Source organism: Micromonospora sp. NPDC053740 (assembly GCF_040677775.1).
GTDB lineage: Bacteria > Actinomycetota > Actinomycetes > Mycobacteriales > Micromonosporaceae > Micromonospora > Micromonospora alfalfae.
In genome coordinates, this window is record NZ_JBFASO010000007.1 from 209,647 (window position 1) to 223,590 (window position 13,944).

Here is a 13,944-nt window from a genome sequence, read left to right on the forward strand (position 1 = left end):
TTTTTTTCCCTGCTGCTCCTCGGGGGGGGGGGCGGGGGCCCGGGGCCCCCCCCCCCCGCGACCCAATGCGAGGGGGTACGGGCCGACATGTCAGCCGGAGTGCACACGGTCGCGGTGATCGGCGCGGGCAAGATCGGTGAGCTGATGCTCTCCGGGCTGCTGCGCTCGGGATGGCCGGTGGACCGGCTGCTGGCCACCGCCCGCCGACCCGCTCGCGCCCAGGAGTTGACCGCCCGGTACGGCGTACGGGTGGTCGACAACCTGACCGCCGTGGACGAGGCGGCGGTGCTCGCGGTCTCGGTCAAGCCGCAGGACGCCGCCGCGCTCCTCGACGAGATCGGCCCCAAGGTGCCGGCCGACAAGCTCGTCATCTCGCTGTGTGCGGGTCTGCCCACCAGCTTCTTCAGCCGCCGGTTGCCCGAGGGCACCCCTGTGGTGCGGGTGATGACCAACACCCCGGCGCTGGTCGACGAGGCGATGACCGCGATCTCCGCCGGCGCGCACGCCACCGGGGCGCACCTCACGCTGGCCGAGGAGATGTTCAAGCCGCTCGGCCAGACGATCCGGGTGCCCGAATCGCAGCAGGACGCGGTCACCGCGCTCTCCGGCTCCGGCCCGGCCTACTTCTACCTGCTGGTCGAAGCCATGATCGACGCGGGGATCCTGCTCGGGCTGCCCCGTCAGGTGGCGCACGAGTTGATCGTGCAGACCGCGATCGGGTCGGCGGTGATGCTGCGCGACTCCGGCGAGCACCCGGTCAAGCTGCGCGAGGCGGTCACGTCGCCGGCCGGCACCACCATCTCCGCGATTCGTGAGCTGGAGAAGCACGGCGTACGCGCGGCGCTGCTCGCCGCGTTGGAGGCCGCCCGGGATCGCGCCCGCGAGTTGGCGGCACAGGCCGACTGAGCGGTCGGGGCGGGCCACGGGGCCGTACGTGCCGCATACTGGCCCGGTGTTCACACTCGCCCAGGCCCGGCACCTGGTGGCCACCCTGCAACCGCGCGTAGACGAGTTGATCCGGGTCCGGGCCGACCTGGCCGAGTTGCGCGCCGACCTGGCCGACCACGGCGTGAGCGCGCTCGGCGGGCTGGCCGAGGACAAGGCACTGGAAGCTCGGCTGCACGCCGTCGTCGACGAGCTGCACCAGCACGACATCCAGGTCAAGGGCATCGCTCCGGTGCTACTGGACTTTCCCGGTGAGCGGGCCGGCCGCGCCGTGCTCTGGTGCTGGTTGGAGGGCGACTCCGACGTGCGCTGGTACCACCGCGCAGAGTGCGGCTTCGCCGGCCGCCGCCCTCTCTGACCCCAGGCCCTGGCGCCGGGGCCCGCGCGGCCTGCCGTGCTGGCCCGCGCCGAGGCGGAGCGAGGCCGCCGGGTTGAGGGCTTGATCCACTCGGGATCCTGAAAGTCGCGGCGTCCGGGCACGCCGGACACCGCGACTTCCTTAAACCCGAGTTGATCACGCGGCGGGCCGGGACCTCGCGGCGCTGGCCCATGCCGGCCGGGTGCGCGGCTCAGCCGGCCGCGGACGTCGGCAGGACCGGGTCGGGGGCCTCGGTCACAGCGAACACCACCACGTTGTCGACGTAGTGGCCCCGCCGCCGGTCGAAGTCGCCCCCGCAGGTGACCAGACGCAGCTCCGCGCCGGGTGTCGGGCCGTAGACCACTGCGGTCGGAAACTGGTCCTTTCGGGTACGCAGCGACCCGGTCACCCGGAACGGCAACCGCTGCCCGCCACGCCACACCTCCACCACGTCGCCGGGCCGTAGCTCGCCGAGCCGGGCGAAGACCGCCGGCCCGCGTCGTGAGTCCAGGTGCCCGGCGAGTACGGCCGGACCGGTGTCGCCCGGGGCCGGGCCGCCGCCGTACCAGCCAGCGGTGTGGAAGTCGGTAGGCGGAATCAGCACACCGGCGCTGTCCAGACCCAGCACCGTGAGCGGTGAGTCGACGTCGATGCGCGGTACGCGTACCCGCGTGGGTGGACCGTGTGGCGTGGGCGCGGCGGCCACCGACGGGCAGTCGTCGCCGCAGCCGGGGTGCCAGCTCGCCACCGGCGGTGGTGGGCCGGTGGTGGCCAGCCCGACCCCGGTGGCGGCGGCCAGGCAGACCGCCGCGCCGGCCGCTACCAGCGCGGCCAGCGGTATCCGGCGCTCACGGTGGCGCCGGATCGACGGGTCCGGCCCGGCGTTCACCAGGTGGTGCGCCGCCGCCGACGCCAGAGCAGCAGAGCCACTCCGCCGGCCGCCACGGCCAGACCGCCGGCCACCACCGGGTACGCGTCGAGCCCGGCCCCGGCGGCGCCACCGGCACCGGTGTCCACCCCGCCGGCCGGGACGACGGTGCCGCCCTCGGCGTCGCGGCGCAGTTCGGCGGTGAGCCCGCCCTGTTTCGCGTCGAGCACCAGCAGCGAGTAGACCGCGCCACCGGTGAGCCGCACCTCGGCGTCGGTGCTCGGCCCGCCGGCACCCGTCAGCTTCAGCCGCCAACTGCCCGGCTCGACCTGCTGGTAGTCGGTAGTGGTCGCGAACTGCACCCCGTCGGCGATCATCGGGCCGTCGGCGGCGGCCACGTCGAGCACCGGGGTCCGCACCGACGCCTGGACGACCCGCACCTTGGCGCGGCCGTCGGTGGGGGCGCTGAGGTCGTCGTTGAGCACCCGCAGGCCGAGGTCGGCGTGCCGGCCCACACCTGCCACAGTGAAGGCGTTCCCGCTGGTCACCGCGACCTCGGTGGTGAGCACCGGGGGGTCGCTGGCGGGGGCGCCGGCCTCGCGCATGGCCACCGCGTACCGGCCCGGCGCGAGTTCGAGATAGTCGGAGACCACGCCGTAACCGACGCCGGGGAAGACCTGCGGCTTGGCCGCGCCCGGCGCGGCAAGGTAGACGTCCACCGCCGGGGTGTCCGGGGAGAGGTGCGCGAGCCGGACGTATCCGACGGTGTCCGCTCCGGTCGCGGCGTTCGCCGGAACCGGAATGGCGGCGGTGGCGAGGGCGGTGCCGAGCAGGAGCGCGCCGGAACCGGCCAGCAGCCGGCGGGGAACGGTACGGAGCGTGTGCATGTCGCCTCCGGGGGAGCACGTTCGGTGAGCGGGCAGCAACCCAGAGAACAGGGTCCCGTGAACAGGACTGTGGCGCAAGTTGCCACAGCGATGTTTTGTCGGCTGCCGTTACCGATCGCGGAGGGCGAGGAGGCCGAACAGGTCGGGGACTCCGCCCGGGCCCGCCTCGACGACCCGGACCAGCCGCAGGCCGGCGACAACGGTCGCGTTGATCAGATCGGCGAGGGGGAGATGCCAGGCACCCACCCGTACGCGCACGCCGCTGGCGTTCCAACTGTCGAAGCTGCGCGACCGGTCGGCGTACCGCGCGTCGACGACGACACGCGGATGCTGACTCCAGTCGGCGAACGCGCCCACGAAACACTGGTGCACACCCACGTGCACGAAACGCCCGCCGGGACGCAGCACCCGGGCGACCTCGCGCAGCACGGCCGGGTAGTCGGGCAGGTCGGTGCTGGCCAGCACGCACATCGCGGCCGGCAGCGACGCGTCGGCGACCGGCAGGGCACCCGCGTCACCCCGGAGCACCGGCAACCGCCCTCGCGCGTGCCGCAACTGCCCGCCGGACAGGTCCACGCCCACCGGCGTCCAACCCAGACCCGCCGGCACCGACGCGTGCGCGCCGGTACCGCAGCAGATGTCGAGGCAGGGGCCCTCGCCCGCGCCGAGCAGGTCCGACACCGTCGCGTGCACCCGCCGCAGATAGTCGCCGCCGCCGGAGATGAAGCTCTCGTACCAGTCCGCGTGGGCGTCGTACGCCGGTGTGTTCGTCGTCCCCATTCGCCGAGGCTACGAATCGACACCCCACCCGCGACACCAGTTCTTCCGAGGGCAGAAGTGGGGCGTTTGCGTTTGCTCACGTGTGGCTACTGAGCAGGCGTAGTGACGAAGGTCGATGCAGGGGACACGTGGTTTCGACGGTCCCGCTGGCGGGTGCTGGCCCGGGTCGCCTGCGCGGGACTGGTGGTCCTGCCGGCCTTCGCGTTGCTCAGCGTCGCGTTCGGCAACCCCTGGTACTCCCCGCCAAGGCGGTGGAGCACCCCGGGTCATTCCGCTGCTCGCCGCGTACCCGGGTTCGCGTACGTTCTCGTTCCGGTCGGCGACGATGGCCCACGGTCGGCTCGTCGCGGACGGGCAGCCGATCGCCAGCTACGACGACGAACTCGCCGCCGCCCTCCGCACGACCACCCGACAGGCGGTCGCGGGGAGGGCGGCGGTTGGCCTTGCTCAGCGGGTGGCGGCGGCCAGGGCGGCGCGCAGCTTCGCGGCGTCGCCCTGGGCCGGGTGCTCCCAGTCGGTCGGGCTCGCGGAGTAGAGCGTGCCGTACGCCGGGGTGTCCGGCTGGTAGCGCCACCCCTCGGCCAGCGGGCCGACGTCGACCGCGTCGTAGCCGATCTGGTCCAGGAAGGCCGTCACTTCGGCCTTTGCGGCGGCGTCGTCACCGGCGATCGCGAGGGCGCTGCGGTCGGCCGCGCCGGTCGGCCGGGGGAGCGCGGCCAGGCCCTTGAAGTAGATGTTGTTGAATACCTTGACCACTCGCGAGCCCGGCAGGTGTCGCTGGAGCAACTCGCTGCTGGTGATCTCACCGGAGTCCAGCTCCGGGAAGGCGCCATCGCGCTGCGGGTAGTAGTTGTTGGTGTCGATGACGACCTTGCCGGCCAGCGGTTCCACGGGCACCGCGCGGTACGCCTTCAGCGGCACGCTGACCACCACCAGGTCGCCGACCTGCGCCGCGTCCTGCGTGGTGCCGGCGCTGGCGTGCTCGCCCAGGGTCTCCACCAGGTCGGTGAGGGTCTCCGGGCCCCGCGAGTTGCTCAGCACCACGTCGTAGCCGGCGTCGACGGCCAGCCGGGCCACGGTGCCGCCGATGTTGCCACTGCCGATCAGTCCCACAGTTGTCATGCTTGTTCCCAACTCCGTCCACCCGCGACGCATTCCCGACCAGCCTGGTGGGTTATTCGGTTTGCTCGCCGCCGGGCGACTTCTCAGGCTGGTCGCGACCTACGCCGTCCCGGCGGGTGCCTGGGTGGCGGCGCAGGCCAGTCCTGCACAACGTACTGCTCGTGCTGGTCGCCGACCGGCTTCCCGCTGACGTGCCACTCTCCGGTGACGAGCGGGGCGGACCGCCTGTCGTTTCGCGGAGTCGACCCGGCGAGATCACGCTGGATCCTGGATGTAGTGGCGTCCGAGAGACGGGAGGCCACTACATCCATGTTCGAGCGGGATCGAGGCGGCACCGTGGAGCGCCCCGGGGTGTCAGGGGGTGGGGAGGGCCTTTTCGATGGCGGCGCGCAGGTCGTCGGAGTCGGGCGTGACAGTGGGGGCGAAGCGGGCGGCGACCGAGCCGTCCGGGGCCACCAGGAACTTCTCGAAGTTCCAGCGCACGTCACCGGTGTGCCCGTCGGCGTCCGGGGTGTCCACGAGCGCGGCGTAGAGCGGGTGCCGGTCGGGCCCGTTGACGTCGACCTTCTCGGTCAGCGGGAAGGTGACCCCGTAGTTGACCTGGCAGAAGTCGCTGATCTCGGCGGCGCTGCCCGGCTCCTGTCCGGCGAACTGGTTGCACGGCACGCCGAGCACCACGAGGCCCTGGTCGGCGTAGGAGTCGGCGAGCGTCTGGAGGCCGGCGTACTGCGGGGTGAGGCCGCAGCGGGAGGCGACGTTGACGACCAGCAACGCCTTGCCACGGTGGCGGGCCAGGTCGGCGGGGCCGCCGTTGAGGGCGTCGATCGGGATGTCGAAGACGGTCATGGGCCGAGGCTACGCGCCGGTCGGCTGTCGACCCGGGGTGGGCGCAGCGTGAGCACTCCGTGCACCAGGAGAAATCGAAACATGCGCATCTTGACGAACTGATGACGCCGTGAGTACCGTCTCACCATCTCTTTTGGAAAGTTTCCTAACAGTTCGGGAGACGCCTCATGAAAAGATCGCTCCGCCGGGCCCTCTGGGCCGGTGCCGTGGTCGCCGTGACCGTCGCAGCGGTGCCGGTGACCACCGCGTTCGGCGCCGGCACGGTCACCACCACCTTCACCAAGGCGCAGGACTGGGGGACCGGTCACGAGACGAGGGTGACGGTCACCAACGGCTCCAGCGCCACCGTCACCACCTGGCGCATCGAGTTCGACCTGCCGTCGGGCACCACCATCAGCAGCGCGTGGGACGCCGACGTCACCAGCAGCGGCAACCACTACGTCGCGGTCAAGAAGAGCTGGGCCGGCGGCATCGCCCCCGGCGCCTCGTTCAGCTGGGGCTACAACGGCAGCGGCGCCTACAAGGCACCGCTGAACTGCACCATCAACGGTGCCGCGTGCGGCGGCGGGACGACCCCGCCGACCACCACTCCGCCGACCACCACCCCACCGACGACGACGCCGCCCACCACCCCTCCGCCCACCACGCCACCGCCGACCACCAACCCGCCGAACCCGGGCGGCAAGAAGATCGTCGGTTACTTCGCCGAGTGGGGCGTCTACGGGCGCAACTACCACGTCAAGAACATCCAGACCAGCGGCTCGGCCGCCAAGCTGACCCACATCCTGTACGCCTTCGGCAACACCACCGGTGGCCGTTGCGCCATCGGTGACAGCTACGCCGACTACGAGAAGGCGTACACCGCGGCGGAGAGCGTGGACGGCGTCGCCGACACGTGGGACCAGCCGCTGCGCGGCAGCTTCAACCAGCTGCGCAAGCTCAAGCAGCTGAACCCGCACCTCAAGGTGATCTGGTCGTTCGGTGGCTGGACCTGGTCCGGCGGCTTCACCCAGGCCGCGCAGAACCCGGCCGCGTTCGCCGAGAGCTGCTACAACCTGGTCGAGGACCCGCGCTGGGCGGACGTCTTCGACGGCATCGACGTCGACTGGGAGTACCCCAACGCCTGCGGTCTGAGCTGTGACAGCAGTGGCCCGAACGCGTTCAAGAACGTGATCAGCGCGTTGCGGTCGAAGTTCGGGTCCAGCGCCCTGGTCACCGCCGCCATCACCGCGGACGGCAGCAACGGCGGCAAGATCGACGCCACCGACTACGCCGGCGCCATCGGCAACCTCAACTGGCTGATGCCGATGACCTACGACTACTTCGGCGCCTTCGCCGCCCAGGGTCCGACGGCACCGCACTCACCGCTCACCTCGTACACCGGCATCCCGCAGCAGGGCTTCAACTCCGACGCGGCGATCCAGAAGCTCAAGAGCAAGGGCGTCCCGGCCAACAAGCTGCTGCTCGGCATCGGCTTCTACGGTCGGGGCTGGACCGGTGTCACCCAGGCCGCTCCGGGTGGCAGCGCCACCGGTGCGGCGCCGGGCACCTACGAGGCTGGCATCGAGGACTACAAGGTCCTCAAGAACACCTGCCCGGCCACCGGCACGATCGCCGGCACCGCGTACGCCAAGTGCGGCAGCAACTGGTGGAGCTACGACACCCCGTCGACCATCAACGGCAAGATGACGTACGCGAACAACCAGGGCCTCGGTGGCGCGTTCTTCTGGGAGCTCTCCGGTGACACGAGCAACGGCGAGCTCATCGGCGCCATCAAGGGCGGTCTCGGCTGAGCCGAGGGCCGACGCACCACCCACACGGCGGGAAGGGGCCCGCACCGTCCCTTCCCGCCCGTGACACAGCGGCCCGGTCGACGCCCAGCGTCGGCCGGGCCGCCGCCGTTGGGCTCGGTCAGCCGGATGTGGCAGACTCGCGGCTCGGCACGTCTCGATCTCACCGCCAACGGAGGTGATCATGCGCCCGACACACCGCAGGCTGGCGGCGACCGCCGCCGGGCTGATGCTGCTACCGGTTGCCCTGGTCGGCTGCGGGATCGGCGACAAGGACGAGAAGTCCGCCGCCAAGCCGGCCCGAGCCCCCGCCGAGGAGGCCACCACCCGCTCCCGCGAGCGCGTGCAGGCGTACCTCGACGCGATGGCCGCCAAGGACGTCGACGCCGGCCGCAGCCAGCTCTGCGCTCTGCTGCACGACGGCTTCGACCTGGGCGCCACCGGCCCCAACGGCGACTTCGCCGACCACTTCCAGGTGCCGGAGGCGGCCATCACGGACATTCGGTCCGGTCCGCTCGGGCAGGAGGTCCGCGTCTCGGTCTCGGTCGCGGTCGGCAAGCGCACCGTCATCCGGCCCTTGATCTTCACCGTCACCCGGGACGGAAGCGACTGGTGCATCGCCGGCGAAGCGCCGGGTGGGCCCGTCGCCCCGACGCCGACCGGCGTCGCCCCCACCCCCGCGTCCTGACCGGCGTCCGGCAGATTGATCTCCCATCTGCCGGAACCGTCCCCCTCGCCGCCCGGCCACCGCTACCGTCGCCGTACGCTTTCTGACATGCGCCATGAGTGGCATCAGTTGAGCCATCCCGCTGTGGGCAGCCCGGGCCTGCAGACCAGCCGACCGACAGTCGATTCCGCCGAGGACGCCGCGCTCGGTCTGGACCGATGGCGGGAGCTGCCCCGCGAGCAGGTTCCGCCGTGGTCCGACCCGGCTGCCGTGGCCGCGGTCTGCAAGGTCCTCGACACGGTGCCGTCGGTCGTCGCGCCCTACGAGGTGGACCAACTCCGACAGAAGCTCGCCCTGGTCTGCGAGGGCAAGGCGTTCCTGCTGCAGGGTGGTGACTGCGCCGAGACGTTCGTGGACAACACCGAGAGCCACCTGCTGGCCAACGCCCGCACCCTGCTCCAGATGGCGATCGTGCTCACCTACGGGGCGTCGCTGCCGGTGGTCAAGGTCGCCCGGGTGGCCGGGCAGTACACGAAGCCCCGCTCGCTGCCGACCGACGCCCGCGGCCTGCCCGCGTACCGCGGCGACATGATCAACTCGCTGGAGGCCGACCCGACCGCCCGGGTCGCCGACCCGCAGCGCATGATCCGCGCGTACGCGAACTCTGCGGCGGCGATGAACATGCTCCGGGCGTACCTCGCCGGCGGGCTCGCCGACCTGCACGCCGTGCACGACTGGAACAAGGGCTTCGTGAAGAACTCCCCGGCGGGGGAGCGTTACGAGGCGATCGCCCGGGAGATCGACCGGGCGCTGGCCTTCATCCGGGCCTGCGGCATGACCGACGACGAGGCGTTGCGCACCGTCACGCTCTACTGCTCCCATGAGGCCCTGGCCCTGGAGTACGACCGGGCGCTCACCCGGGTCTCCGACCGTCGGGCGTACGGGCTCTCCGGGCACTTCCTGTGGATCGGCGAGCGCACCCGGCAGATCAGCGGGGCGCACATCGACTTCATCTCCCGGATCGCCAACCCGATCGGGGTCAAGCTCGGCCCGACGACCTCCCCGGACGAGGCGATCGAGTTGTGCGAGAAGCTCAACCCGGACAACATCCCCGGGCGGCTCACCCTGATCAGCCGGATGGGCAACCACCGGGTACGCGACGCGCTGCCGCCGATCGTCGCCAAGGTCACAGCCGCCGGGGCCAAGGTGGTCTGGCAGTGCGACCCGATGCACGGCAACACGCACGAGTCGTCGAACGGCTACAAGACCCGGCACTTCGACCGCATCGTCGACGAGGTGCTCGGCTACTTCGAGGTGCACCGGGGGCTGGACACCCACCCCGGCGGCCTGCACGTCGAGTTGACCGGCGCGGACGTCACCGAGTGCCTCGGCGGCGCCCAGGGGATCGAGGATCTCGACCTGCCCGACCGGTACGAGACCGCCTGCGACCCGCGTCTGAACACCCAGCAGTCGTTGGAGTTGGCGTTCCTCGTAGCGGAAATGCTGCGGGGCTGAGCGTGTGAGCCCGCAGCCGGCAAGTCAGAGGATGACCATGGCTGACGCGGGGCTGAGCGTGCGAGCCCGCAGTTTGCCAGTTGGCAGTTGAAAGGGATGACAGTGCCTGATCTGTTCGTGGACCTGCGGTCCGACACGGTGACCCGACCCACCGCCGGGATGCGGGAGGCGATGGCCGCCGCTGAGGTCGGTGACGACGTCTACGGCGAGGACCCGAGCGTCAACGCGCTGGAGGCCGAGGTAGCCGCGTTGTTCGGGCACGAGGCGGCGCTGTTCGCCCCGAGTGGTTCGATGGCGAACCAGATCGCCCTGCAACTGCTGGTGTCGCCCGGCGACGAGTTGCTCTGCGACGCCGACGCGCACGTGGTCACGTACGAGATCGGCGCCGCGGCCGCGTACGGCGGGATCTCCTCCCGGACCTGGCCTGCGGTGGGCGCGGACATCGACCCGGAGGTGGTGGCCGGGATGATCCGGCCGGACGGTTACTTCGCCGTCCCCACCCGCGCGATCGCCGTCGAGCAGACCCACAACCGCGGCGGCGGCGGAGTGATTCCGCTGGCGACCCTGCGGGATCTGCGCGGGGTCGCTGACGAGGCGGGCGTCGCGCTGCACTGTGACGGCGCCCGGATCTGGCACGCGCACGTCGCCGACCGGGTGCCGCTGATCGAGTACGGCCGGCTCTTCGACACGCTGTCGGTGTGCCTCTCCAAGGGCCTCGGCGCGCCGGTCGGTTCGCTGGTGCTCGGCAGCGCGGAGAAGATCGAACGTGCCCGGCTGATCCGCAAGCGGATGGGCGGGGGCATGCGCCAGGCCGGCATTCTCGCCGCCGCCGGTCGGTACGCGCTCGCGCAGCACATCGACCGGTTGGCCGACGACCACGCGAAGGCGGCCCGGCTCGCCGAGGCGGTAGCGCCGTTCGGTGTGCTGGCCACCACGGTCCGTACCAACCTGGTCGCGCTGGACCTCACCAAGCACACCCTGGACGCGCGGGCCCTGGCCGCCGCGGCGCGGGCCGAGGGCGTACTGATCTCGGTGCTCGGCCCCCGTACCGCCCGCCTGGTCACCCACCTGGGCCTCAGCGACGCGGACATCGACCGCGCCCTGGCAGCCCTACCCCGCATCCTCGCCGCAGCCTAAAACCCACCCCACCCCACCCCACCCCACCCCCGGTGATCATGAAGTTATTGCCACTCGGATCGGCGTGTCATGACAATAACTTCATGATCACCCGGTGGGCCGGGGACGCCGGGCGGGGAGTTGGTAGGGAGGGGTGGGTGGGTTACGGGTGGGACAGGCGGGTGAGGGTGGCGATGTCGGCGGCGTGGCCCACGTGCTTCTCGCTGGGGGTTTCCACCACGATCGGGACGCCAGCGGTCGCCGGGTGCGCCATCAGCTCGGCGAAGGCGGGCTCGCCGATGCTGCCCTTGCCGATGTTCTCGTGCCGATCCCGGGTGGAGCCGCACAGGTCCTTCGAATCGTTGGCGTGGATCAGCCGCAGCCGGTCCGCGCCGACAGTGGCCACCAGGGTGTCCAGCGTCGACGTCATGCCGCCCTCGGCCGCCAGGTCGTGGCCGGCCGCCCAGGCGTGGCAGGTGTCGAAGCAGACCCCGAGCATGGGATGCCCGTCCACCGCGTCCAGGTAGGGGCCGAGTTGCTCGACCCGGGAGGCCAGTGACCGGCCACCGCCGGCGCTCGGCTCGACAAGCAACATCGGCCCACCAGCGTCAGCAGCCCAGTCGAGCAGCGGCAGCAACACCTCGCGGACCTGTCCCATCGCCGCCTCGGCGTGCCCCTCGTCCACCGAACTGCCCGCGTGGAACACCACCCCGCGCGCGCCGATCGCCACGCCCCGACGAAGCGCGTGGGCCAGCGTCTGACCCGACTTCTCGACGGTGGCCGGGGTGGGCGAGCCGAGGTTGACCAGCAGCGCGGCGTGGATGAACGCGGGAATGCCCCGCTCGGCGCAACCGTCGCGGAACAGCGCGTCCTGTACCGGGTCGCCGTTGGGCAGCGCCCAGCCTCGCGAGTTGGAGACGTAGACCTGCACCACCTGCGCACCGGTCGCGTCGGCGTACGGCAGGGCAGCCTTCGCCAGCCCACCCGAGGTCGGAGTGTGCGTGCCCACCGGCCGCGCGGAGGTCGGCGGCATCAGAAGCACGTCAGTGTGACCGGGGTGCCGGGCGCCACCTGCGAATTTTCGCCCGGGATCTGGATCCGGACCACGGCGTTCGGGTTGATCGCCATCGTCACCGGGTAGCCCTGGCCCTCCAGCGCCTGCTTGGCCTGCTGGCACGGCAGGTCGATCACCCGCGGCATGACGACCAGCGGCGGGCCCTTGCTGACGTCCAGCTTGACCTCGGTGCCCTTCTCCACGCCGGCGCCATCGGCGGGGCTCTGGCCGAGGATCTCGTCCCTCGGCTTGTCGGAGTCCTTGTAGTTCTCCTTCAGCACCAGGTTGAGCTGGGCCAGGGTCGTCCGGGCGTCGGTCAGGCTCTTGCCGACCAGGTTCGGCACCGTCACCGGCGCCCTGCCCCGGCTCAGAATGAGGGTGACCTTCGCTCCGGGTTTGACCTCGGTGCCCACCTTGGGGGAGCTTTCCACCACGACCCCGGCCGGCAGGCTGTCGTCGTAGCGGGGGGTGCCCTTGGCCACCACCAGCTTCACGTTGACCAGGTCCGCCTCGGCGAGCTCGAACTCCTTGCCGATCACATCCGGTACGGGGAAACGCTCCGGACCGAGGGAGAGGGTCAGGGTGATCGTGCCACCCTTGACGATCTCGGCAGCGGACGCCGGGTTCTGCTCCAGCACGCTGTCCTTCGGGGCTTTCTCGTCGAAGCGCGGCTCAGCGTACTTGACGAGAAGCCCGGCGCGGTCGGCCTTCGCCTGCGCCTCGGCCTTGCTCAGGCTCACCAGCTGCGGAGCGTCCGTGTAGCGGCCGACGCCGAACCACCAACCCCCGAGCGCGGCCACCAGGCCCAGCGTCACGACGACCGCCGCGACGGCCAGCCGGCCACGGGGGTTGCTCAGCACCGTGCTGCGCAGCACGGCGAGCCGGGCGCCCAGGCCCTCCGCCGGCTCCGGGGCGGCGCGACGCCGCCCCGGCCCCTGGCTGCTGGCGCCCTCGGGCAGTCGTGCCCACGACGGGCGGTTGGCCGGCTGGAGCGTCGCCACCATCATGGTCGGCTGGGAGAGCGACGGTGCGTCACTGACCGGGCGGAGTACTGCGGTGTGGCTGTTGGCGTCGCCCAGACGATCCCGGGCCACCTGCACCTCGGCCAACAACGCGCCAGCGTCGGCGGGCCGCGCTCCCGGGTCGCGGCGGGTGGCCCGCTGCACCAGGTCGTCGAGGACCGACGGCAGGCCCGGCACCAGCGTCGAGGGCGCCGGCACGTCCCGGTCGACGTGCTGCCAGGCGACGTCCACCGGGCGGTCCCCGTCGTACGGCACCCGGCCGGTGAGCATCTCGAACAGCACGATGCCGGCCGAGTAGACGTCGGTGCGCGGATCGGCGCGGCCCTCGGTGACCAGTTCCGGGGCGACGTACGCCACGGTGGCCATCAGCTGGTTGCCCTGCTCCTCGTCGGCGCTCGCCTCGACCGCCCGGGCCAGCCCGAAGTCGGCCACCTTCACCACGCTGTCGACCAGGTTGGCGACGCCACCGGTAGGCGCTTCCGCGACCAGCACGTTCTCCGGTTTGACGTCGCGGTGCACGAGACCGGCCCGGTGCGCGGCGGCGATCGCGGCGAGCATCTGCTCGGCGATGGCCAGCGCCTCGTCCGGGTTGAGCCGGCGACGCTCGGCCAGCACGTCACGCAGCGTGCGGCCACGGACGTACTCCATCACCAGGTACGGGAGGCCGGCGTGCGTGCCCTGGTCGTAGACCGCCACCACGTTCGGGTGGGTCAGCCGGGCGATGGTCTTCGCCTCGTCGGTGAACCGGGCCACGAAGTTGGCGATCCGGGCCCGGGCCTCGCTCGCCTGGGTCGGGTGAATGATCTTGACAGCGACGGTGCGCTCGAGGCGTTCGTCGGTGGCGGTGTACACGGTCGCCATGCCACCACGGGCCACGCGACCGCGAATGCGGTAGCGCCCGTCGATCAGCGAGCCCAGCAACGTGTCGGCGACCTGAGTGTCCATCGGCAGGCAGTCTATGTGTCCAGAGGGTG

Annotated in this window: 13 protein-coding genes; 6 read left to right on the forward strand and 7 right to left on the reverse strand. The window is 71.6% G+C overall.

Features of this window, described 5'->3' with window-relative positions:
• The first annotated feature begins 87 nt into the window (after positions 1–87).
• Positions 88–906, forward strand: coding sequence for a pyrroline-5-carboxylate reductase (gene proC / locus AB0K35_RS20050; RefSeq protein ID WP_238667415.1), 819 nt, complete (start codon positions 88–90; stop codon positions 904–906).
• A gap of 46 nt (positions 907–952) precedes the next feature.
• The gene (locus tag AB0K35_RS20055) at positions 953–1,303 is read left to right on the forward strand and encodes a DUF2203 domain-containing protein (protein ID WP_238667414.1); all 351 of its coding nucleotides are present in this window, start codon (positions 953–955) and stop codon (positions 1,301–1,303) included.
• Between the two features lie 211 nt (positions 1,304–1,514).
• On the opposite strand, the gene AB0K35_RS20060 is transcribed toward AB0K35_RS20055, so the two are convergent.
• From AB0K35_RS20060 to AB0K35_RS20080, 5 genes are all read right to left on the reverse strand, one after another.
• The gene (locus AB0K35_RS20060; RefSeq protein ID WP_238667413.1) at positions 1,515–2,192 is read right to left on the reverse strand and encodes a class F sortase; all 678 of its coding nucleotides are present in this window, start codon (positions 2,190–2,192) and stop codon (positions 1,515–1,517) included.
• On the reverse strand, positions 2,189–3,058 hold the full coding sequence (locus AB0K35_RS20065) for a DUF4397 domain-containing protein (protein WP_238667412.1): 870 nt from the start codon (positions 3,056–3,058) through the stop codon (positions 2,189–2,191). The genes AB0K35_RS20060 and AB0K35_RS20065 overlap by 4 nt, the downstream gene beginning before the upstream one ends.
• Before the next feature lie 108 nt (positions 3,059–3,166).
• A complete protein-coding gene (locus AB0K35_RS20070) occupies positions 3,167–3,838 on the reverse strand; it encodes a methyltransferase domain-containing protein (RefSeq protein ID WP_363886783.1) in 672 nt (223 codons plus the stop codon).
• Between the two features lie 447 nt (positions 3,839–4,285).
• Positions 4,286–4,960 carry an NADPH-dependent F420 reductase gene (locus tag AB0K35_RS20075; protein ID WP_238667410.1) on the reverse strand — a complete coding sequence of 225 codons (675 nt, stop codon included), beginning with the start codon at positions 4,958–4,960 and terminating at the stop codon, positions 4,286–4,288.
• Between the two features lie 354 nt (positions 4,961–5,314).
• Positions 5,315–5,806 (reverse strand): glutathione peroxidase, encoded by a 492-nt coding sequence (locus AB0K35_RS20080; protein ID WP_363886786.1) that lies wholly within the window; start codon positions 5,804–5,806, stop codon positions 5,315–5,317.
• 167 nt (positions 5,807–5,973) lie between these two features.
• On the opposite strand from AB0K35_RS20080, the gene AB0K35_RS20085 reads away from it, so the two are divergent.
• The 4 genes from AB0K35_RS20085 (at position 5,974) to AB0K35_RS20100 (ending at position 10,915) form a co-directional block, all read left to right on the forward strand.
• Positions 5,974–7,599 (forward strand): glycosyl hydrolase family 18 protein, encoded by a 1,626-nt coding sequence (locus AB0K35_RS20085; RefSeq protein ID WP_354942554.1) that lies wholly within the window; start codon positions 5,974–5,976, stop codon positions 7,597–7,599.
• 181 nt (positions 7,600–7,780) lie between these two features.
• Positions 7,781–8,284 carry a nuclear transport factor 2 family protein gene (locus AB0K35_RS20090; protein ID WP_238667407.1) on the forward strand — a complete coding sequence of 168 codons (504 nt, stop codon included), beginning with the start codon at positions 7,781–7,783 and terminating at the stop codon, positions 8,282–8,284.
• An 87-nt stretch (positions 8,285–8,371) separates the two neighbouring features.
• Positions 8,372–9,778: a class II 3-deoxy-7-phosphoheptulonate synthase gene (locus tag AB0K35_RS20095; RefSeq protein ID WP_363886789.1), complete on the forward strand. Its 1,407-nt coding sequence runs from the start codon at positions 8,372–8,374 to the stop codon at positions 9,776–9,778.
• 102 nt (positions 9,779–9,880) lie between these two features.
• Positions 9,881–10,915: a GntG family PLP-dependent aldolase gene (locus AB0K35_RS20100; protein WP_238667406.1), complete on the forward strand. Its 1,035-nt coding sequence runs from the start codon at positions 9,881–9,883 to the stop codon at positions 10,913–10,915.
• A 142-nt stretch (positions 10,916–11,057) separates the two neighbouring features.
• Here the strand turns inward: AB0K35_RS20100 and AB0K35_RS20105 are convergent, their stop codons facing one another.
• Positions 11,058–11,927 (reverse strand): deoxyribonuclease IV, encoded by an 870-nt coding sequence (locus AB0K35_RS20105; RefSeq protein ID WP_363886792.1) that lies wholly within the window; start codon positions 11,925–11,927, stop codon positions 11,058–11,060.
• The gene (gene pknB, locus AB0K35_RS20110) at positions 11,927–13,915 is read right to left on the reverse strand and encodes a Stk1 family PASTA domain-containing Ser/Thr kinase (RefSeq protein ID WP_238667404.1); all 1,989 of its coding nucleotides are present in this window, start codon (positions 13,913–13,915) and stop codon (positions 11,927–11,929) included. The genes AB0K35_RS20105 and pknB overlap by 1 nt, the downstream gene beginning before the upstream one ends.
• Between the last annotated feature and the right edge of the window lie 29 nt (positions 13,916–13,944).

Excerpts from the sequence above, each read along its gene's own strand:
- proC (WP_238667415.1), top strand. The coding sequence starts at position 88 with ATGTCAGCCGGAGTGCACACGGTCGCGGTGATCGGCGCGGGCAAGATC.
- AB0K35_RS20065 (WP_238667412.1), bottom strand. The coding sequence starts at position 3,058 with ATGCACACGCTCCGTACCGTTCCCCGCCGGCTGCTGGCCGGTTCCGGC.
- AB0K35_RS20070 (WP_363886783.1), bottom strand. The coding sequence starts at position 3,838 with ATGGGGACGACGAACACACCGGCGTACGACGCCCACGCGGACTGGTAC.
- AB0K35_RS20075 (WP_238667410.1), bottom strand. The coding sequence starts at position 4,960 with ATGACAACTGTGGGACTGATCGGCAGTGGCAACATCGGCGGCACCGTG.
- AB0K35_RS20080 (WP_363886786.1), bottom strand. The coding sequence starts at position 5,806 with ATGACCGTCTTCGACATCCCGATCGACGCCCTCAACGGCGGCCCCGCC.
- AB0K35_RS20085 (WP_354942554.1), top strand. The coding sequence starts at position 5,974 with ATGAAAAGATCGCTCCGCCGGGCCCTCTGGGCCGGTGCCGTGGTCGCC.
- AB0K35_RS20090 (WP_238667407.1), top strand. The coding sequence starts at position 7,781 with ATGCGCCCGACACACCGCAGGCTGGCGGCGACCGCCGCCGGGCTGATG.
- AB0K35_RS20095 (WP_363886789.1), top strand. The coding sequence starts at position 8,372 with ATGCGCCATGAGTGGCATCAGTTGAGCCATCCCGCTGTGGGCAGCCCG.
- AB0K35_RS20105 (WP_363886792.1), bottom strand. The coding sequence starts at position 11,927 with ATGCCGCCGACCTCCGCGCGGCCGGTGGGCACGCACACTCCGACCTCG.
- pknB (WP_238667404.1), bottom strand. The coding sequence starts at position 13,915 with ATGGACACTCAGGTCGCCGACACGTTGCTGGGCTCGCTGATCGACGGG.